Origin of the sequence: Maritimibacter sp. HL-12 (assembly GCF_900177545.1) — a bacterium.
GTDB lineage: Bacteria > Pseudomonadota > Alphaproteobacteria > Rhodobacterales > Rhodobacteraceae > Sinisalibacter.
In genome coordinates this window covers 687733-707528 of the sequence record NZ_FXBQ01000001.1, presented here as the reverse complement: position 1 = coordinate 707528, position 19796 = coordinate 687733, and the positions used below count along the sequence as shown (strand labels likewise).

Annotated in this window: 18 protein-coding genes; 10 read left to right on the top strand and 8 right to left on the bottom strand. The window is 66.9% G+C overall.

The window, feature by feature from the left end:
- Window positions 1-116: 116 nt before the first annotated feature.
- The gene (locus tag B9Y97_RS03660) at window positions 117-530 is read left to right on the top strand and encodes an Hsp20/alpha crystallin family protein (RefSeq protein ID WP_085525481.1); all 414 of its coding nucleotides are present in this window, start codon (window positions 117-119) and stop codon (window positions 528-530) included.
- Between the two features lie 67 nt (window positions 531-597).
- Here the strand turns inward: B9Y97_RS03660 and B9Y97_RS03655 are convergent, their stop codons facing one another.
- Both B9Y97_RS03655 and B9Y97_RS03650 read right to left on the bottom strand, forming a co-directional pair.
- Entirely contained in the window at window positions 598-1461 is an 864-nt protein-coding gene (locus B9Y97_RS03655; protein ID WP_085525480.1) for a nickel/cobalt transporter, read from the bottom strand.
- Window positions 1449-2108: a DUF1007 family protein gene (locus B9Y97_RS03650; RefSeq protein ID WP_085525479.1), complete on the bottom strand. Its 660-nt coding sequence runs from the start codon at window positions 2106-2108 to the stop codon at window positions 1449-1451. Before B9Y97_RS03650 ends, B9Y97_RS03655 begins: the two co-directional genes overlap by 13 nt.
- A 330-nt stretch (window positions 2109-2438) precedes the next feature.
- On the opposite strand from B9Y97_RS03650, the gene B9Y97_RS03645 reads away from it, so the two are divergent.
- Window positions 2439-3779 carry a polysaccharide biosynthesis/export family protein gene (locus B9Y97_RS03645; protein ID WP_176224286.1) on the top strand — a complete coding sequence of 447 codons (1341 nt, stop codon included), beginning with the start codon at window positions 2439-2441 and terminating at the stop codon, window positions 3777-3779.
- 57 nt (window positions 3780-3836) lie between these two features.
- Here B9Y97_RS03645 and ychF read toward each other — a convergent pair whose 3' ends face one another.
- Complete coding sequence (gene ychF, locus B9Y97_RS03640) at window positions 3837-4934, bottom strand: redox-regulated ATPase YchF (protein ID WP_085525478.1); 1098 nt, start codon at window positions 4932-4934, stop codon at window positions 3837-3839.
- 91 nt (window positions 4935-5025) lie between these two features.
- Between ychF and B9Y97_RS03635 the strand changes: the two genes are divergently transcribed.
- A complete protein-coding gene (locus tag B9Y97_RS03635) occupies window positions 5026-5442 on the top strand; it encodes a VOC family protein (RefSeq protein ID WP_085525477.1) in 417 nt (138 codons plus the stop codon).
- Between the two features lie 72 nt (window positions 5443-5514).
- Window positions 5515-6306 carry a tryptophan synthase subunit alpha gene (trpA, locus tag B9Y97_RS03630; RefSeq protein WP_085528082.1) on the top strand — a complete coding sequence of 264 codons (792 nt, stop codon included), beginning with the start codon at window positions 5515-5517 and terminating at the stop codon, window positions 6304-6306.
- An 8-nt stretch (window positions 6307-6314) separates the two neighbouring features.
- On the opposite strand, the gene B9Y97_RS03625 is transcribed toward trpA, so the two are convergent.
- Both B9Y97_RS03625 and B9Y97_RS03620 read right to left on the bottom strand, forming a co-directional pair.
- Window positions 6315-6761: a MaoC family dehydratase gene (locus tag B9Y97_RS03625; protein WP_085525476.1), complete on the bottom strand. Its 447-nt coding sequence runs from the start codon at window positions 6759-6761 to the stop codon at window positions 6315-6317.
- The gene (locus tag B9Y97_RS03620) at window positions 6758-7534 is read right to left on the bottom strand and encodes a ZIP family metal transporter (protein ID WP_254900840.1); all 777 of its coding nucleotides are present in this window, start codon (window positions 7532-7534) and stop codon (window positions 6758-6760) included. The genes B9Y97_RS03625 and B9Y97_RS03620 overlap by 4 nt, the downstream gene beginning before the upstream one ends.
- Before the next feature lie 103 nt (window positions 7535-7637).
- Between B9Y97_RS03620 and B9Y97_RS03615 the strand changes: the two genes are divergently transcribed.
- The gene (locus tag B9Y97_RS03615) at window positions 7638-8801 is read left to right on the top strand and encodes an alpha-hydroxy acid oxidase (protein WP_085525475.1); all 1164 of its coding nucleotides are present in this window, start codon (window positions 7638-7640) and stop codon (window positions 8799-8801) included.
- An 8-nt stretch (window positions 8802-8809) separates the two neighbouring features.
- On the top strand, window positions 8810-9430 hold the full coding sequence (locus B9Y97_RS03610; protein WP_176224285.1) for a sulfotransferase family 2 domain-containing protein: 621 nt from the start codon (window positions 8810-8812) through the stop codon (window positions 9428-9430).
- 12 nt (window positions 9431-9442) lie between these two features.
- Here the strand turns inward: B9Y97_RS03610 and B9Y97_RS03605 are convergent, their stop codons facing one another.
- Window positions 9443-10588, bottom strand: coding sequence for an MFS transporter (locus B9Y97_RS03605; protein WP_139828220.1), 1146 nt, complete (start codon window positions 10586-10588; stop codon window positions 9443-9445).
- A gap of 195 nt (window positions 10589-10783) precedes the next feature.
- Between B9Y97_RS03605 and B9Y97_RS03600 the strand changes: the two genes are divergently transcribed.
- Window positions 10784-11422, top strand: coding sequence for a 50S ribosomal protein L25/general stress protein Ctc (locus B9Y97_RS03600; RefSeq protein ID WP_085525472.1), 639 nt, complete (start codon window positions 10784-10786; stop codon window positions 11420-11422).
- A gap of 72 nt (window positions 11423-11494) precedes the next feature.
- On the opposite strand, the gene selD is transcribed toward B9Y97_RS03600, so the two are convergent.
- Complete coding sequence (gene selD / locus B9Y97_RS03595; RefSeq protein ID WP_085525471.1) at window positions 11495-13684, bottom strand: selenide, water dikinase SelD; 2190 nt, start codon at window positions 13682-13684, stop codon at window positions 11495-11497.
- A gap of 147 nt (window positions 13685-13831) precedes the next feature.
- Here selD and B9Y97_RS03590 point away from each other — a divergent pair, with 147 nt between their 5' ends.
- Genes B9Y97_RS03590 through B9Y97_RS03580 form a run of 3 tightly spaced genes read left to right on the top strand, consistent with a single transcriptional unit; the run spans window position 13832 to window position 18671 of the window.
- Entirely contained in the window at window positions 13832-14314 is a 483-nt protein-coding gene (locus tag B9Y97_RS03590) for a GbsR/MarR family transcriptional regulator (protein ID WP_085528080.1), read from the top strand.
- Window positions 14311-15564: an efflux RND transporter periplasmic adaptor subunit gene (locus tag B9Y97_RS03585; RefSeq protein ID WP_085525470.1), complete on the top strand. Its 1254-nt coding sequence runs from the start codon at window positions 14311-14313 to the stop codon at window positions 15562-15564. Before B9Y97_RS03590 ends, B9Y97_RS03585 begins: the two co-directional genes overlap by 4 nt.
- A complete protein-coding gene (locus tag B9Y97_RS03580) occupies window positions 15561-18671 on the top strand; it encodes an efflux RND transporter permease subunit (protein WP_085525469.1) in 3111 nt (1036 codons plus the stop codon). The genes B9Y97_RS03585 and B9Y97_RS03580 overlap by 4 nt, the downstream gene beginning before the upstream one ends.
- 168 nt (window positions 18672-18839) lie before the next feature.
- Here B9Y97_RS03580 and B9Y97_RS03575 read toward each other — a convergent pair whose 3' ends face one another.
- On the bottom strand, window positions 18840-19418 hold the full coding sequence (locus tag B9Y97_RS03575) for a hypothetical protein (RefSeq protein WP_139828219.1): 579 nt from the start codon (window positions 19416-19418) through the stop codon (window positions 18840-18842).
- Window positions 19419-19796 lie beyond the last annotated feature (378 nt).

Below are 19796 nucleotides of genomic sequence, written 5' to 3'. Positions count from 1 at the left end.
GCGCAAACGGCTTAGCGCGCCGCGCCTGCGCAGGCAATCCGCCCGCGAAAGGTTTTCGCAGATCCCTCAAAATCCGGGGTGAAAACACCTATATATGTACCGAAAGGAGGGCTGAAATGGTTGAGAAATCGCAAACCGGCCTATGGCCGTCTCTCTATGATCCGTTCCGCACCTTCGGGCAGAAGCTTGCCGAGTTTTTGTCGCCGGCGTCGGACGCGAGGTTCGCGGATGACACCTACACGATCACGATGGAGCTTCCCGGGGTCTCCGAGGATGACATCGAGTTGACCGTGAACGACGGTGTCGTGAGCGTGCGCGGCGAGAAGAAGACCGAGCGGGAGGAAAAGGGCGATACCTGGTATTTCACCGAGCGTCAGTATGGTGCGTTCAGCCGGTCGTTCCGGCTGCCGCCGGACGCCGACGAAACCGGGGTCGCGGCGGGCCTCAAGGATGGTGTGCTGACCATCACGGTGCCCAAATCGGAGCCGAAGGCCGCTGCCGCCAAGAAGGTCGAGATCAAGAAAAGCTGACCGGGAAGGTGCACCTCGGGCAGCGAGAGAGGGCGGCTCCACGCGGGGCCGCCCTTCCTTTGCGCGGTCAGATCACCAGCGCGATCACCAGGGCTCCGAGCCCCAGTTCGGCCCCGTGCCCGAAGGCGCGCAAGTGCGCCGTCCTGCCCGCGCCCACCCCGGCGATCCCGTCGCGCAGACTGGCCGAGGTGAGCGCCACGGCGAGGGTGAGGAGGGCTGTGCCGAGGCCGATGGCGTAGGTCGCCGCGATACCCACCAGCGGCGCGCCGATCAGAACCGTGAGCAGCATCACGAAAAGCGCCCCGGTGCAGGGCCTGAGCGCCACGCCGCCGATCAGCAGGAGCGCCTCGCCCCAGCCCGCCCGGGCCGCAGCGTCCGGGTCGGGGACGTGGTCATGGCCGCAGCCGCAGGCGTCGCCATGGTGGTGGTGATCGGTTGCCTGCATTTTCCAGAAACCGCGCAACCCGCGCCAGACCAGCCAGGCCCCGAGCGCGGCGATGACGAGATCGCCCGCCCGTGTCACCGGCCCCTCGGCAATGCCCACCAGCGCCTCGCGGCCGAGATCGAACACGAGTGCCCCGCCGAGCACCAGCGCCACCGCCGACGTTGCCTGCGCGAGGCTTGCCGCGAGGGTGATCGCGCTCACCCGCCATAGCGTGGCGCGCGAGGAAAACGCCCAGGCCCCGAGCACCGCCTTGCCGTGACCGGGGCCCGCGGCATGCAGCACGCCGTAGACGAAGCCGAGGCCGATCAGCCCGGTGACCGCGCCCGGTTTGCCGGCCTTGAGCGCGCGCACCGCTTCTGCGAGCGTGGCCTGAAATTCGCGCTGGGCGTCGAAGATCGCGGCGCGCGCGGCGCCGAGGCCTCCAAGTGCCCAGAGCACGCCCAGCCCGAGCGCGATCACGGCAAGGGCGAAGATCAGTCGCCGCATGTGATCCGAAGCTCCTCGGCATAGAGCCGGCCGATCTCGCCCAGCCCGGCTTCTTCCGGATCGGTTTCGGGGGGAAGGTTGGCGATTTCCTCGGCCAGTTGGCGGCTGATCTTCGAGGTATCGGGCGAGACCAGGTCCGCGCGGCAATCGTCGCGGCCGGTGAAGACGGGCAGCGCGGCGATGGAGTAGCCGACGTAGAACAGAGGGTCGAAGGCGCGCAGCACGAGCCCCGCGCCGATGTCGACCGGTTCGGCGAGGGCGCGGGTGTGCATCGAAACCGCCTGGCCGTCTTGCCAGTCGGCGGCCCAGTCGGTGGGCGGGCCGAGATCGAGGCGCGCGCCGCCGGTTTCAAGTTCGACGTCGCCGCCGAAATCCTCTGGCCAGTTGGCGTCCCATTCCTGCATGGACGCAAGCTCGCTTTCGGAAATGTCGCCGTCTCCATCGGCGTCGTAGCCGCCGTCTTCCACCATCAGCAGCGTGAACAGCGGGTCATAGGTCCATGTGCTGCGCACGGCGATGAGTTGGCCTTCGGGGTTGAAGATCAACGCGTGCGAGGCATCGACGAAGACATGCGGATGCGCGGCGATCGGCGCTGGCAGGGCGGCGAAGGCCAGGGAAAGCGAGAGGGCGAGCGAGCGATGTGTCATCGCCGGTTGTTAAACGCGCTCGGGTGCGCGTGGCAAGACCACCCGATGTGGCAGATCGGCAAGAATGCGCGAGGGGCGCAGATCATGCCCGCCGCCCGGTTCGGTTGCGGCTCGACGGGGAAGGCCCGCGGTCCAGACGCAAGCCATGCCGGATTGGCACCGGCCCTTCCGCATCCGGGTTTGCGCATCCGCCACACCTGCCGGGGAAAGCGGCAAGAGGTGCAACCAAAAGGCGAAAGGTGATTCCCTCGGCCCGGTTTCGATGCTATTTGCGGTTGAAAACGCCGTGCATCGAGAAAACGGCGAGATGAGGCAGTGAACGGAAGCGTGATGAAAAAACTCCTTTTGGCCACCATGGTCGTGGCGCTTTCCGGGTGTGGCGGGCTTTACAATTCTCCAAAGGTCGTGGCCGGGGAAAGCGCGGTGGGCGAGGTTCGCGTCATCGCGATCGACTCCAGGAGCGTCGGCGTGGCCAACCAGTCGGATTACCGGCCGCGCACCTTGCCCGCGGTGTTTGCCCGCAGCGCCGGCACTGCGGGAAGCGCGATCGGTGCGGGGGCGATTCCCGAACCGGCCTTCATGCCGGAGGATCGGCCGACGCGGCTCGCAACCCGTTTGCCGCCGCCGTACCAGCCGGGGAACTACCAGATCGGTGTCGGTGACGTTCTCCTGATCTCGACCCGCGAGACCGCCAGCACGGTCGAAGCGCTGACCGGCCTGCTTGCGGCGCAGAACCGGCGTCAGGGCTATACCGTGCAGGACGACGGGGCGATCACGATCCCCGAGATCGGACGGGTGCGCCTTGCCGGGCTGACTCTTGAAGAAGCCGAAGCCGAGGTGTTTGAAGCATTGGTCGGCAACCAGATCGACCCGACTTTCTCGATCGAGATTGCCGAGTTCAATTCGCAACGGGTCTCGATCGGGGGGGCCGTGCGCGCACCCATGACCGTGCCCTTGACGCTCAAGCCAACCAAGCTCGCGGAAGCGCTGGCCGCCGTGGGAGGTGTCACCGTCAAGGATCGCGACTATGCCTCGATCCGGCTGTTTCGCGATGGCGCGCTCTACCAGATCCCCCTGCGATCCTATCTCGATGACCCGGACCTGCAAAAGATCGTCCTGAAGGACGGCGATTCCATCTTCGTGGACACCGAGTTCGATCTGGAGAAGGCACAGGGATATTTCGCCCAGCAGATCCAGCTTGCGACGTTCCGCCAGACCGCGCGCGATGCAGCATTGCGCCAGCTTCAGACCGAGGTGGAGCTTCGGCGCAACGAACTCGACGAGCAGCGCGAGGCTTACCGGGCGCGCGTCGATCTCGATGCAGTCGAGCGCGACTATGCCTATATCGCGGGCGAGGTCGGGGTGCAGAACCGCTTCGTCCTGCCGTTCGAGCGCAAGGCCACCCTGGCCGATGCCCTGTTCGACAAGACCGAAGGCGTGCCCAACCGGACCGGCAATGTCTCGGAGCTCTACGTGTTGCGAGGCAATGCCGACGGGCATGGCGTTGACGCCTGGAAACTCGATGCCCTGAACGCGGCCAACCTCGTGCTTGCGACGCGTTTTGAACTCCGGCCCAACGATATCATCTTTGTCGCCGAACAGCCGGTGACGGCGCTCGACCGGATGATCAGCCAACTCGCGCCCTCGGTCGCACTTGCGCGCAGCTTCTGACCGGGCGGACGTTGCAGGATCTGGTCGCGGCCCGCGCGTAACCCCGCGCGGGCGCTGTCAGTTCGAGTGCAGGAAATGCATCACGTCGCCGTCCTGCACCACGTAGCTCTTGCCCTCGGCGCGCATCTTGCCCGCTTCCTTGGCGGCCTGTTCGCCGCCGCAGGCCACGAAATCGTCAAAGGCGATGGTCTCGGCGCGAATGAAACCTTTCTCGAAATCGCCGTGGATCACACCCGCCGCCTGCGGGGCCAGCGTGCCTTCGCGGATCGTCCAGGCCCGGGCTTCCTTCGGGCCGACGGTGAAGAAGGTTTCGAGATGGAGAAGCGTGTAGCCCGCCTTGATCAGCCGATCGAGCCCGGCCTCGGCGAGCCCGAGCTCTTCAAGAAACACCGCCTGTTCGTCGGGATCGAGCTGGCTGATCTCTTCTTCGATCCGGGCCGAGATCACCACCACGCCCGCGCCCTGCTCCGCGGCCAGACGCTCGACCCTGGCCGAGTGTTCGTTGCCCGTGGCGGCCTCGTCCTCGCCGACGTTGCAGACGAAAAGCACCTTCTTGGTGGTGATGAGCTGCAAGGCGCGCCAGGTCTTGAGGTCGTCCGCCGCCACTTCGACGCTGCGCGCGGGCCGCCCGGCTTCGAGCGCGGCAAGCGCCGCCTTCAGGAGCCGCTCCTGCTGGATCGCCTCCTTGTCGCCGCCGCGCACCTTGCGCACGAGGTTCGCGAGCCGCTTCTCGATGCTCTCCATGTCGGCGATCATCAGCTCGGTTTCGATCACCTCGGCGTCGGCCACCGGATCGACCCGGCCGTCGATATGGGTCACGTCGCCGTCCTCGAAACAGCGCAGCACATGGGCGATGGCGTCGGTCTCGCGGATGTTGGCGAGAAACTGGTTGCCGAGGCCTTCGCCCTTGGAGGCCCCTTTCACCAGCCCGGCGATATCGACGAAGGTCATCCGCGTCGGGATGATCTCCTTCGATCCGGCGATCTCGGCCAGCTTGTCGAGCCGCGGGTCGGGCATTGCCACCTCGCCCACGTTGGGTTCGATGGTGCAGAACGGGAAGTTCGCGGCCTGTGCGGCCGCGGTGCGGGTCAGCGCGTTGAACAGGGTGGATTTACCCACGTTGGGCAAGCCCACGATCCCGACCTTGAAGCCCATTTCGCTCTCCTCGCTAGGTTTCGGCGCGTTCTATTGGTTTGGGTGAATGCGCGCAAGCGTGGTAAGATCGGGCTTTTGAGAGAGAGTGAAAATGAAACTGATTCCCTACATCTTTTTCAAGGATCAGTGCCGCGCCGCGATGTCGTTCTATGGCGAGATTTTCGGCACAACCCCCGAGTTCATGACCGTCGGCGACATGCCCGCAGAAGACCAGGCACAGATGCCGGGCGTGCCTGCAGATGCGGTGATGCATTGCGGGCTGCCGATCGGCGATGGCTGGCTCTACGCGAGCGATGACCCCTTCGGCGAGCCGCCGGTGATGTCGGGCTGCAATGTCAGCATTACCCTGCCGGATGAGGCCGAGACCAAGCGGGTCTGGAACGCGCTCGCCGATGGGGCCGAGGTGCGCATGGACCTGGAGCCGCAATTCTGGTCGCCGCTGTTCGGCACCCTCACCGACCGGTTCGGCATCCGCTGGATGGTGATGTGCGACGGTCCTGCGCCCTGACCCCTTCGTCGGCCATTGATTTTCCCGCGCCCCTGTCGCAAACCCTGCGTGACCGACGGAAGGGACCAAGTCATGACTCGCATCGACGACACGTTCGCCCAACTCAGGGCCGAGGGGAAGAAGGCCTTCGTCGCCTACATCATGGCGGGCGATCCCGATTACGCCACCTCGATGGAGGTTCTGCGCGGCCTGCCTGCCGCCGGTGTCGACGTGATCGAGCTTGGCATCCCCTTCACCGACCCGATGGCCGACGGGCCGACGATCCAGCTTGCCGGGCAGCGCGCGCTGGAAGCCGGGCAAACGCTTCAAAAGACGCTCGACATGGCCACCGAGTTCCGGAAGTCCGATGACACCACGCCGATCGTGCTGATGGGGTATTACAACCCGATCTACAATCGCGGTGTTGCGCGGTTTCTCGAAGACGCGAAGGCGGCCGGTATCGACGGGCTGATCGTGGTCGACCTGCCGCCCGAGGAGGACGACGAGCTTTGCATCCCGGCACAGAAGGCCGGGCTCAACTTCATCCGCCTCGCCACGCCCACGACCGATGACAAGCGCCTGCCCAAGGTGCTCACCAATACCTCGGGCTTTCTCTACTACGTCTCGATCACCGGGATCACCGGCGCGGCGGAAGCGCAGGCGGGCGATGTGAGCCCCGAAGTGGCGCGGATCAAGGCACAGACCGATCTGCCGGTGATCGTCGGCTTCGGGATCAAGACGCCGGATGCGGCCGAGCAGATCGCCAGCGTCGCCGACGGCGCGGTGGTCGGGTCGGCCATCGTCGATCTGATCGGCAAGGGCAAATCCCCGGCCGAGGTGCTCGGGTTTGTCAAAGGTCTCGCAGACGGCGCGCACAGGGCCTGAGCCGAACCTTACGTTCGTGCCTTGATCAGGTGGTTGCCGATGTAGCTCGCCACCCGCTCGCCGTGCTGGTTGACGACGTCGTGGCGGATGCGCACCCGCCCCCGGTTGGGCCGCGAGGCCGAAGGTTGCGCGCTCACCACTTCCGCCTCGACGTGGATCGCGTCGCCGGGAAACACCGGCTTGTACCAGCGCACCTCGTCCATTCCCGAAGCCCCCATCGAGGCTTCATTCCAGACGCCGGCGGCCATCGACAAGTTGAAAGCCACCAGCAGCGTCTGCCAGCCGCTGGCGACCAGCGCGCCGAAGTGGCTGGCCCGGGCTGCGTCCTCGTCGAGGTGGAAGGCCTGCGGATCCCAGTCGCGGGCGAAGTCCACAACCTCGTCGCGCGAGAGCGCGCGGGCCTGCGTGGTGAATCGAAAGCCCACGGGCAGGTCTTCAAAATATCGTTGCGTCATCCCGCCAGCACCACGTCGAGAAACATCATCAGGATCACCCCGACCATCAGCCCGACCGTCGCCCGGTTCTGGTGACCGTGGCGGTGGGTTTCGGGGATGATTTCGTGGCTGATGATATAGAGCATCGCCCCCGCGGCGAAGGCAAGGCCCCAGGGCAGGGCATAGACCGAGACCGATACCAGCGCGGCACCGAGCACGCCCCCGACCGGCTCGACCAGCCCGGTCAGCAGCGCGACCCAGAAGCTCTTGCCGCGCGAATAGCCCTGACCCCGGAGAGCGAGCGCCACCGCCAACCCCTCAGGCGCATTCTGCAGGCCGATACCGGTGGCAAGCGAGACCCCCTTGGCCACGTCGCCGCCGCCGAAACCGACCCCGACGGCCATGCCCTCGGGAAAGTTGTGGATCGTGATCGCGATCACGAAAAGCCAGATCCGGGCGAGCGCGCCCGGGTCGCCGCCTTCGGGGCCGGCGACGAAATGCTCGTGCGGCAGCGCCTCGTTCATGGCCGCCACCGCGATGGCACCGAGCGCGATCCCTGCCGCCGCGATCAGGGCGGCGATCGCGGTGCCGCCGTAATGGGTTTCGCCGGCGTCGATCCCGGGCAGGATCAACGAGAAATAGGAGGCCGAAAGCATCACCCCGGCGGCGAAACCGAGGAAGGTGTCGTTCATCTGGCGGGGTATTGTCCGCCCGAACAGCACCGGGATCGCCCCCACCGCCGTCATCAGGCCCGCCGCGAGGCTGGCCAACAATCCCCAAGCCACGATGCTCATGCGATCTGATCGCGCGGATTGCCCTGCGGCGCAAGCGCAATCCCGTGATTGCGGGCGGCGGCGGCTGCGGGTAACAGGGAGGCAGCGTTTCCGGAGACCGCCCATGCCCGTGATCACCAATATCGACGATTTCCACCGCATTTATCGCCGTCGCGTGCCGAAGATGTTCTACGACTATTGCGAGACGGGAAGCTGGACCGAGCAGACCTTCCGCGAAAACACCTCCGATTTCGCACAGATCCGGCTGCGCCAACGGGTTGCGGTCGACATGTCGAACCGGTCGACCCGCAGCACGATGATCGGCGAGGAGGTGGCGATGCCGGTGGCGTTGGCCCCGGTCGGGATGACCGGCATGCAGCACGCCGATGGCGAGATCAAGGCCGCCCGCGCGGCGGAGAAGTTCGGCGTGCCCTTCACCCTCACCACGATGTCGATCTGCTCGATCGAGGACGTGGCCGAGCACACCGAGAAGCCGTTCTGGTTCCAGCTCTACGTGATGCGCGACGAGGATTTCCTGCGCCGGATCATCCAGCGGGCCAAGGATGCGGGCGTTTCGGCGCTGGTGGTGACGCTCGATCTGCAGATGCTCGGCCAACGTCACCGCGACATCAAGAACGGTCTCTCCGCACCGCCGAAGCCGACGCTGGCCAACATGATCAACCTCTCGACCAAGTGGCGCTGGGGGCTGGGCATGCTGGGCACCAAGCGCCGGCAGTTCGGCAATATCGTCGGCCATGTTTCGGGGGTGTCGGACCCGTCCAACCTGATGGCCTGGACCGCCGAGCAATTCGATCCGCGCCTCGACTGGGGCAAGGTCGAGGCGATCCGCGACATGTGGGGCGGCAAGCTGATCCTGAAAGGGATCATGGAGCCGGAAGATGCGGTGATGGCGGCGAAGATCGGGGCCGACGCGATCGTGGTCTCGAACCATGGCGGGCGCCAGCTTGACGGCGCGGTGTCGTCGATCCGGGCGCTCGAGCCGGTGCTCGACGCGGTCGGCGACAAGATCGAGGTTTGGCTCGACAGCGGCATCCGCTCGGGGCAGGACGTGCTCAAGGCGGTGGCGATGGGCGCGAAAGGCACGATGATCGGGCGGGCCTATGTCTACGCGCTGGGCGCGATGGGCGAGGCGGGCGTGACCCGGGCGCTCGAAGTGATCCACACCGAACTCGACAAGTCGATGGCCTTCTGCGGTCACCGCGACATCACGCAAGTCACCCGCGATATCCTGCGCGTGCCGCGCGGCTTCTCGGGCGACTGGGACTGAGCGACGCGGTGCTCTACTTCCACGCCCAGAAGCTGGTGTTTCTCGAAGTGCCGAAAACCGGCTCCTCGGCCGTGGTTTCGGCGCTGGGCGATCTGGCGGCGATGCAGATCAGCCGCCCGCCCGGCAAACGCCACATGAACGCGGGGCTTTTCAACGGCAAGCCGCGCGCCTTCATCCGGCAGGTCTGGGGAAGCGAGGTCGAAACCTTCGCGGTGATGCGCGAGCCGGTCGACCGGCTGGTGAGCTGGTATCGTTACCTGCAACGCCCGACCCAGCCCGAGGGGCCGGAGAGCACGCACGAGGTTTCCTTTGCCGATTTCGTCTCGGCGGCGCTTTCGGGCGATCCGCGCTTCCCCGGCATCGGACGGCAGGACAGGTTTCTGATGGGCGAGGGCAAACGCCCGCTGGTGACGCATATCTTCCAGTATGACCGGCAGGATCTGCTGGCGACCTTCCTCGAAGCCCGGTTCAACCGCGCGGTGGCCTTCGAGCGGGTGAACGTATCGACCGGTGGCGCGGTCGAGGTGCCCGACGAGGTGCGCGACGCCGTGCGCGCGGCACGCCCCGACGAGGCGCGGCTCTGGGACAAGCTGGCGCGCGACGGATATCTGCACACCCCGAAAGCGTGAAGCCCGGCCGCGTCAGCGCTGGCGGGTCAGCACCAGCACTGCCGGCACGATCAACGCGACGATCAAGGCCACCACCGCGAAGGAAACCCTCAGGTTCCATAGTTCCGCAAGCCCGCCCATCATCGAAGGGCCGATGAAAAAGCCCATGAGCCCTGCCATCCAGGCCCGCGAGATCGCCAGCGGGCGGGCCTCGTCGGACACCATCCGCCCGATGATCGAGTTGGTGGCCGGCACGATCACCGCCATGCCGAGTCCGAGCACGCCGACCCCGACGATCACTACCAGCTTGGTCGGCGCGGCGGCAATGACGATCGCGCCGATCATGCCGAGCACCGCCGAGGTGAGGATGAGCCTGAGTTCACCGATCCGCGCCGCCGCGACCTGTCCGCCGAGCCGCCCCGCGAACATCACCAGCCCGAGCACGGCGGGGCCGAAACTGCCTTCGCCGGGGGCACCGCCGAGCGTGCGCTCGATATGCAGGGCCGACCAGGCTTCGGTCGCGTTCTCGCCGATGAAGCCTGAAAACAGGATCAGCCCGCCGAGCAGGATCACGGCAAGCGGCGGCACAGCACCGCGCGCGGCATCTTCGGGGTCGTCAAGCGGCGGCAAATCGACCCGCTCCCAGGCGATGAGCACCGACCCGAGCGCGAGCAGCGAAAGCACCGGCAACACCTCCGCCGGGCCGTAACCCGCCTTGCGGGCGAAGGCCACGCCCAGCGCGGTGAGGCCGAAGGCAAGCGAAAAGGCGGCGTGGTTGACGCTTTGCAGGTGCATCCGACGGCGCGCTTCGAGCTGGGCGATGCGCACGTTGGCGGTCATGTCGGCCAGCGCCACCGCGGCACCGGTAAAAAACAGCGCGAAGGCCAGCGTGACCGGGGAGGACGCGGTGAGCGGGGTGAGCACCGCGAGGGCGATGCCGAGACCGGCCAGCGGCAGCGCGAGGTTGCCGAGTGCGCGGCCGAAACGCGGCGCAAGCGCGAGCGCGATCATCGAGCCGACGGCGGGTGCGATCAGGGCCGCCCCCAGTTCGGCGTCGGAGGCACCGATCCCGGCCTTGATATCGGGCATCAGCCCGGCGATCCCGCCCCAGTTCACACCCACCGCCGCGAGCGTGAGCATCGGCGCGCGAGTCGTTCGTGCGGCCATGACCACCGACATCGCCTGCTTCCTTCTCATCGAGTCACATCGGCGCCACCGCTACGCCCCGCGGCGCTCGGCCGCAAGCTCCCGCCAGGCCGGTTCCGGGGTATTTTGCACTTCCCAAGCCGGCCGATGTGGTCTATAGCGCGCCTCTCGTGCGGGCGTTGCACCCTTGGAGGAACACCCGCGACACTTACAAACTGGAGACTACCCATGGCTCGTGAAATCCCTGATTTCCACGCCACGGTACGGACGGGGACAGGCAAGGGGGCCGCTCGTCATTCTCGCCGCACAGGCAACGTACCGGGCATCGTATACGGCGGCGGCAGCGATCCGCTCCCGATCGACATTCCCTTCAACGTCCTGTTGAAACGCCTCAAGGAAGGCCGTTTCCTCTCGACGCTGCTCAACCTCAAGGTCGATGGCCACGACGACGTGCGCGTGATCTGCCGCAGCGTTCAGCGCGACGTTGTGAAAGACCTGCCGACGCACGTCGATTTCATGCGCCTGCACCGGACCACGCGGATCAACCTGTTCATCCACGTCGAGTTCGAGAACGAAGAGACCGCCCCCGGCATCAAGAAGGGTGGCGTTCTCGTGGTGGTGCGCCCGGAAGTCGAACTCAACGTCGTCGCGGGCGATATCCCGGAAAAGATCGTGGTCGACCTCGCTGGGCGCGATGTGGGCGACGTCATCCATATCTCCGACGTCACCCTGCCGGCGGGCGCGAAACCGACGATCGACCGCGATTTCGTGATCGCCAACATCTCGGCACCTTCGGGTCTGCGCGGCTCGGACGAAGAGACCGACGAAGAGATCGAAACCGAAGTGATCGGCGAAAGCGAAGAGTGATCGTCGCGATCGTTTCGGCAGGATCAACGCGGGCCCCCGGGCCCGCGTTTTCATTTTCGGAGCGGTGTCGGCCTAGCGGCAGCGAATCGTCGGCGCGCCGTCTTCCACGCGTCCGATCAGGGCCGCGCGGTGGCCCGCTGCGATCAGCGCTTCAACCAGGTCTTCCGCTGCACCCGCATCGACGGCGGCCAGCAGCCCGCCCGCGGTCTGCGGATCGTGCAACAGCGCCGCGCGCGCCCCGGCACCGCCTTCCACCGGCGCGGCGGCGCGGTTGGCCTCCCAGATCGACGAGCGGTGCCCGGCCTGAGCCAGTTCCAGGGCGCCGGGGTAGAGCGGCAGCGCGTCGAGCTCGATCTCCGCGGCCACGCCCGAGGCCCGGCAGATCGCCATCAGGTGCCCGGCAAGGCCGAAGCCGGTCACATCGGTCATTGCATGCGCCCCGGCGAGGAGCTCGGCCGCGTCGCCCTGCGGGCGGGCCATCGCCTTCAGCATCCCGGCGACGTGCCGCCCGTTGGCCGCGGCCAGCATCTCGGCGGCAAGGATCGTGCCGCTGCCGAGTGGACGTGTGAGGATCAGCGCATCGCCCGGTCGCGCGCCCGCGTTGGTGATCGGCGCACCTTCGAGAAGCCCGGTGACGGTGAAGCCCAGCGTCATCTCCGCGCCCATGGTGGAATGCCCGCCGACGATCTCCGCGCCCTCTGCGATGAACACCTCATGCGCGGCGCGCATGATCTCTGCCATGCTGCGTGCCTGCAAGGGTTCGGACATGCGCGGCAGGATCACACTCGCCAGTGCCGCCTGCGGTTTCGCGCCCATCGCCCAGATATCGCCCAGCGCGTGAATGGCGGCGATCCGGGCGAGCAGCGCCGGGTCGGCGGTGAAGGCGCGCAGGTGGTCGGTGGTGACGACCTGCCGCGCGCCGCCGATCGCGAGCACCGCGGCATCGTCGCCGGGTCCGGTCAGCACGTCGGGCCGCCCGAGCGCGGGCAGGCCCGCGAGCGCCGCGCCGAGCGTGCCCGGTCCCACCTTGGAGCCGCAGCCCGCGCAGAGCGGCTTGTGCGCGCCCTTGAGTTCCCCGGCCACGCCCTCGGTCACCGGGCGGGGCAGCGGCGGCGGTGCCATCCGCGGCAAGTCATGGAACATCCGCATGAATTTGCGGTCGATATGGTCCTTCCAGCGCCAGAGCAGCGGGCCGGAGATCGTCTGCCCCCATTTCTCCGCGAGCGCCACCTTGCCGCCGAGCGAGACCAGCTTGAGGTAGTCGCCCTGCGGGCGATAGGCACGGGTTTTCCCGCCCGAGAGCACGGCACGCAGGTTGTCGAGCAGCACCGGGCCGGAGCGCACGGCATAGACCCCGGCCTTGGGGCGCGGCGCGTGGGTCATGTGGGCGCAATCGCCCACCGCGAACAAATCCCGGTGGCCTTCCACCCGCAGGTGGCTGTCGACCCGGACAAAACCGTCATCGGTGACCGGCAGCGGGCTTTGCGCGACCCAGGGATGCGCCATCGCCCCGGCCACGCCGACGGTGAAATGCGACCGCACGTGATCGCCCCCGTCCAGATAAACGCCATCGGCCTCCACCCGCTCCACCTGCGCGCCGGTGTGCACCGACAGGCCGAGATCGTCGAGCGCGGCTTGCAGGCGCAGCGTCGTGCCGGGGTTGCGCCCGGTGATTTCGGGCGCTGCCTCGATCACGCTCACCCGCGCCGCGCCGCCCACGTCGCGGCGCAGGGCATGGGCCATCGCCAGCGCCAGTTCCACCCCGGCCACGCCGCCACCGATTACCGCCACCTCGGGTGCGACCTCGCCGGCAGTGGCGCGGGCGAGGAAGGCGCGCCAGCGTGCGGCGTAGCTGTCGAGCGGCTTGGCCGCGGTGCCATGCTCGGCGAAGCCGGGCAGATCGGGCATCTCGGTGTGAATGCCGACGTCGAGCGAGGCAACATCGTAGCCGATTTCGCCGTGGCCTTCGACGGTGATGGTTTTTGCCGCCGGATCGATCCGCGTGGCGGTGCCGATCACCAACCGCGCACCGGCGAATCGGGCAAGCTGCACAAGGTCGATATCGAGGGCCTCGCGGCCGTAATGCCCCGCGACATGGCCCGGCAACATGCCTGAATAGGGCGCGGTCGGGCCGGGGTTGATCAACGTGACCCGGGTGCCTTCGAGCGGCTTCATGCCCCACATGCGCAGCACCAGCGCATGGGCATGGCCACCGCCGATGAGCACGAGGTCGCGGGTGAGGGGCAGGGGCATTGCTTGCATGGGCGCGCGCCTTCTTGTCGGTCCCGGAGGGATAACGCGCCCCGGACCCCGCGCCAAGGTGACTCTCGGACGCTGACGTGAGGGAAGTTTGTTCAAATCGTTCAGTCCTTATTGAACATCCCGAACGCATCGCCTATGTCGCCGCGCATGACATCGCCAACCGAAGACTTCATTGAACAGATGGGCCTGATGGCCCAGTCCGAAGGTGGGCCGCGGATCGCTGGCCAGATCCTCGGCTATCTTATCGTCGAGGGCGAGCCGCGCACGCTGGCGCAGATGACCGAGGCGCTGAAGATCTCGAAGGCCTCGGCCAGCACCAATGCGCGGCTGCTCGTCCTCAAGGGGTCGGTGCGCCGGGTCTCGCCGGTGGGCCAGCGGCAGGACGCCTACGAAGCGCTCGACTTTCCCAACCTCGCGGTGATCCGCGCGCTTGGCGACCGATTCCGCGACCATGCCGACAAGATGACGGAAATCAGCGCGGGCTTTCCCGAGAGCCATGCCGGTGCGCGCGAGCGGGTGAGCCGTTTCGCCGACTTTCACCGCAAGACCGCCGATTTCATCGATGCCTGGACCGAAAAGCTGGCCGAGGACGCCGGCCTCGCCGCAACCGACAGGGAAGACACCCGATGAACAAGGAAATCACCAAGCCCGACTGGGCGATGAACCAGCGCGAGCGCGCCGCTGCCGAGCGGATCGCGCAAGGCCTCGCGCCGAAGCGGCGGCGTCGCTGGCCATGGTTGGTGCTGGTGCTACTGCTGATCGCCGGCGGGGCGGGATGGTTCGTGCAGAGCGGCACGCTGGCCGAGATGCAGGCAGACCGTGAGGCGGCCGAGGCCGCGGTGCTGGCAGAGGCCGAGGCTCGCGCGGCGCGGGCGGCCATCGTGCAACTTGCGCCCTTCGAGGTGACCGAGGTTGCCCCCGCCACGCTCACCGAATCCTTGCGCATTACCGGTTCGCTCACGCCGGTGCGCCGGGCGCATCTGTCGTCGGAGGTTTCGGCCCGGGTCGAGACGGTGATGGTGCGGGCAGGCGATGCGGTGGCAAAAGGCGACGTGCTGGTGAGGTTCGATCCCGAGGCGCTCGACAGCCAGCTTGCCCAGGCCCGGGCCAATGCCGAGGCCACGCGGGTGCAACTGGAACAGGCGCGCACCGATTTCGAGCGCACGCAGAGCCTGGTGGAACGTGGCCTCCAGCCACAGAACGCGCTCGACCGGGCCCGCTCCACGCTCGATCAGCTCACCGCCACGCTGGCGGCGCAGGAAACGCTGGTGGCCAATGCCGAGCGCGGACGCGACCGGGCGACAGTTGTCGCGCCCTTCGACGGGGTGATCTCGGAGCGCTCCGTCGATCCCGGCCAGTTCGCCGCCACGGGCACGCCGCTGGTCACGCTCGTCGATCTCACCGCGCTCGAGGTGGAGGCCACCGCGCCGGTGGCATTCGCGCCGGTGCTCACCGCGGGGCTTGCCGTCGATATCAGGGTCGAGGGCTTTGGCGAGCGGGTGTTTCGCGGCCAGGTCGAACGGCTGAGTCCGATGGCGATCGAGGGCAGTCGGATGCTGCCGGTTTACATCTCGCTCGCGAATACCTCGGGCGAGTTGCGCGGTGGCATGTTTGCCTCCGGGCAGATCGTGCTCGAGGCGCACGAAGGGGCCATCGGCTTGCCGGTGGGGGCGCTGCGACGCGACGCCGAGGGCGCGCATGTGCTGGTGATCGAGACCGGCACCGCCGAGCGCCGGGCGGTCGAACCGGGCCGCACCTGGGACGCGGGCGCGCTGGTCGAGATCGTCTCGGGCCTCGCACCGGGCGAGGTGGTGGTGAGCGAGCCGATGCCCGCGCTACGGGCCGGTGACAAGGTCGAGCTCCTGGGGGCGGGACAATGATCCTGACCCGGATCTCGGTGGCGCAGCCGGTTTTTGCCACCATGGTGATGATCGCCATGGTGGTGATCGGGGCCTTTTCCTACATGCGGCTGCCGATCGAGCAACTGCCCGATGTCGATTTTCCGGTGGTCGCGGTCGTCACTTCCTACCCCGGTGCGACGCCGGAAGCGGTGGAGAATGACATCGTCAAGCCGATCGAAGACAGCGTCGCGACGCTGGCGGGGATCGACAGTATCGAATCCGTCGCCCGCACCGGCTCGTCGCTGGTGCTGATCATCTTCGATCTCGAGGTGAAATCCTCCGACGCCGCGCAGGAGGTGCGCGACAAGGTCGCCCAGATCCAGGGTTTGCTGCCCGACAACGCGGGCGACCCTCAGATCCTGCGCTTCGATCCGGGCGAACTCCCGGTGATGTCGGTAGGAATCAGTTCCGACGAGATCGGCGTCGGCGAGCTGACCCGGCTCACCGAAGACGTGATTGCCAAGCGGCTTGCCAACATCCGGGGCGTTGGCCGGGCCTCCGTTGTCGGCGGGCGGTCTGCCGAAGTGCAGATCGACATCGACCCCGACCGCCTCACGGCGCTTTCGGTCGGCGTCGCCGAGGCGCTCGGCGCGGTGGCGGCTGAGAACCAGGATCTGCCCGCAGGCGCGATCACCGGCGACGGGGCCACCACCTCGGTACAGGTCGAGGGACGGCTCGCCACGATCCGCGATTTCGGGGATATCATCGTCACCCGCCGCGCCGGCCAGCCGATCCGGCTGGGCGATATCGCCGATATCGAGGAGCGGCTGGCCGAGTCCACCTCGCTTGCGATGCTCAACGGCGATCACGCGCTGGCGATCGACGTGGTGAAAACCCAAGGTGCCAACACCGTTGCCGTGGCGGAAGCCGTGCTTGAAGAGGTTGCGGCGATGCAGGCCGACGACGCCTTCGCCGATATCAAGATCGAAATCCTGCGCGACAACGCCAAGCCGGTGACCGACAGCTTCCACTCGGTCCAGAACATGATCTTGGAAGGCGCGGTTCTCGCCACCTTCATCGTGTTCCTGTTCCTGAACTCGTGGCGGTCCACCGTCATCACCGGGCTGACGCTGCCGATCTCGATCATCGGCACGATGACGGCGATCTATTTTCTCGGCTTCACCCTCAACATGATGAGCCTGATGGCGCTTTCCCTCGCGATCGGCATCCTGATCGACGATGCCATCGTGGTGCGCGAAAACATCATGCGCCATCTGCACATGGGCAAGAGCCACATGCGCGCGGCGCTGGAAGGCACCAACGAGATCGGTCTCGCGGTGCTCGCCACGACGCTTTCCATCGTCGCCGTCTTCCTGCCGGTGGCCTTCATGGAGGGGATTCTCGGGCGCTTCTTCCTGCAGTTCGGCGTCACCGTGTCGGTGGCCGTGCTGATCTCGCTGTTTGTCTCCTTCACCCTCGATCCGATGCTCTCGTCGGTCTGGTATGATCCGTCGATCGACCCGAAAGCCAAGCGCGGTCCGGTCGGGCGGGCGGTGGCGCGGTTCGACGATTTCTTCGTCTGGCTCGGTGAGCGCTATGGCGGGCTGCTGCGGCGGGCGCTGAAGTTCCGCAAAACGACGATCCTCGTCGCTTTCCTCGCCTTCGCGGGCGGGATCGGGATTTTCACCAAGGTGGGGGCCGAGTTCGTGCCGGCCGCCGACACCGGGGAGTTCCAGGTCGATCTGTCGCTGCCGGTGGGGACCTCGCTTTCGCGCACCGCCGAGAAGATCGCCCAGGTCGATGCGCTGCTGCGCCGGGAGATCCCCGAGATCGAAGGCACCTATGCCACGGTGAACTCCGGCACCACCAGCGGCGACAACAACGCCACGATCATCGCCATTCTGGTGCCTGAAAGCGAGCGCGACCGCAGTCCCGGTGTTCTGACCGGGGTGGCGCGCGAGGTGCTGCAATCCGTGGGCGGGGCCGATTTCATCGTCGGTGCCTCGAACGGCATGGGGCCCGCGGGCCAGCCGGTGGAACTGCGGATCTACGGCAGCGATCTCGGGGTGCTCGAACGTCTTGCGGCCGACCTCAAGGCGCGGCTCGAAGCGATCCCGGGGCTGGCCGACGTATCGACCACGCTCGACGACCCGCAACCCACGCTTGGCATCCGGATCGACCGCGAGGCCGCGTCCGATCTCGGCGTTTCGCTCCAGCTCGTGGGCGACACGCTCAAGCCCATGCTCGGCGGTCAGACCGTCTCGGAGTGGACATCGCCTCAGGGCGAAACCCTCGACGTGGTGCTGCGGCTGCCCGAAAGCGCTCGCTCCGACGCCAGCGTGCTCGGCGCTCTGCCGCTCGCGCAATCGCGCGGCGGGGTGATCCGGCTCGACCAGGTGGCCGAGATCGTGCCCTCGCAGGGCCCCGGCGAGATCAACCGGCAGGACCGCGACCGCGCGGTGCGGGTGACGGCGAGTCTTGATGGCGTCGCGCTGGGCGACGTCAACGCCGCGCTGGAGGAGGCCAAGGCGAGCCTCGATCTGCCGCTCGGCTACCGCCTCGGCACCGGCGGCGAGACCGAGCAGCTTGCCGATTCGATGATGGCCGCCGCGGCGGCGCTGGCGCTGGCGGTGATTTTCATCTACCTCGTGCTCGCCTCGCAGTTCGGCTCGTTCCTGCAACCCTTCGCGATCATGTCGTCGCTGCCGCTGGCGCTGATCGGCGTTGCGCTGGGCCTGCTCGCCTTCGGCTCGACGCTGAACATCTTCTCGATCATCGGTTTCATCATGCTGATGGGGCTGGTGACGAAAAACGCGATCCTGCTGGTCGACAACGCCAACCAGCACGTGCGCGAAGGCGAAAACCTCTACGACGCGCTCGTGCTCGCCGGGCGCACCCGGTTTCGCCCTATCGTGATGACAACGCTGGCGATGATCTTCGGCATGCTGCCGCTTGCGCTCAACCTGCATGGCGGCACCGGGCAGAACACCTCGATGGCCCACGCGGTGATCGGTGGGCTGATCTCGTCGTCGCTGCTCACGCTGGTGGTGGTGCCGGTGCTGCTGACCTATACAGACGGCCTCGGGCGCCGGGTGGCGCGGCTGTTTCCCGCGCCCCCCGATCACGATGCCTCACCGGCCGAGTAGCCGGGCAATCGACTGAAGGATCACCGCGTTGGTGTTGAGGTTTGTATAGGTCTCGGTGGGGCGGTCGCCGGTCTGCCTGCGGGCGGCATCAAGACGCCGCCCGCCTTGCGCTCGGTGGTCTGCGCAGGTCCAATACCCGGGCCGGGCGATCGGGCCGGGCGGTGCCGGTCAGCCACAGACCTGGAAGTCCACCACGCCTGATCCGCTGCCGAACCGCGACATCGTGTATTTCTCGATATCGATGAGATAGCCGTCGCCGCCGAGGTTGTTCGTGCAGCACCCGTTGCAATCGCTGTCGGAGCAAAGGTCGAGGACCTGGACGACGATTTCACGGCCGCCTTGGCGCAACCGAAGCATCTTTCCCCGGAATTGGTTCCAGTGCTTCTGATGGACAGCCGCGATGTTGCGTTGCGCGACCCAGCTCTCCGACTTCTTGCCGTTGACCCCTGCGAACGAACCCTGCCATTTGCAGCCATTGTACTTGGTGCACTCCTCGCTCCCGGGATCCGGGTAGCTCTCGTAGTTGGTGAGGCGCGCGCGCTGCCACTCGCCCTCGCAGGTGACCGTCGCCTGAGCGGTCGACGCGGTCGGGAGCAGATGAAGGGCGGCGGCCATCAAAAAGCCGAAAACCTTCGGGCGGACCATGCGCGGCGCGCGCTTTGCGCTTGCGTCGGCGGTGGGCGAGGGTATCAGGGTAGGATGCGACCGGGCCCCGCCAAGCAGGCGGGCGAGGATGGTTTTTAGCATGTGTGTTTTCCTGTAGTGGTTCTTGTTCTTGCTGATCTTGGACCTCGCAAGTTTCGTCACGAGACCTGAGTGGGTGATAACTTTGACGGGAACGAGACCAAAAAAAAGCAAAATCAGCCCGGCACGCCATATCCCGGGTATTTCGGCAGGTTCTTGCCAAAATGTCGCATCGGTCGGCGGATTTCGTCACGGGACCAGATCAACTGAGCGTGCGCGTCAGTCGCGATCCGGGATTGTCGAGAGCGCTTCTGCCGATCGGTCGTGCCGACACGGCGTGACCATCCCAGGTCTTCATGAATCACCCTGGGGTTGTGGCTCCCGCCAGCGGATCACGGCCGTTTGGTTGCGTTGTGCCGGCCATGCCGCGGCAACGGATTG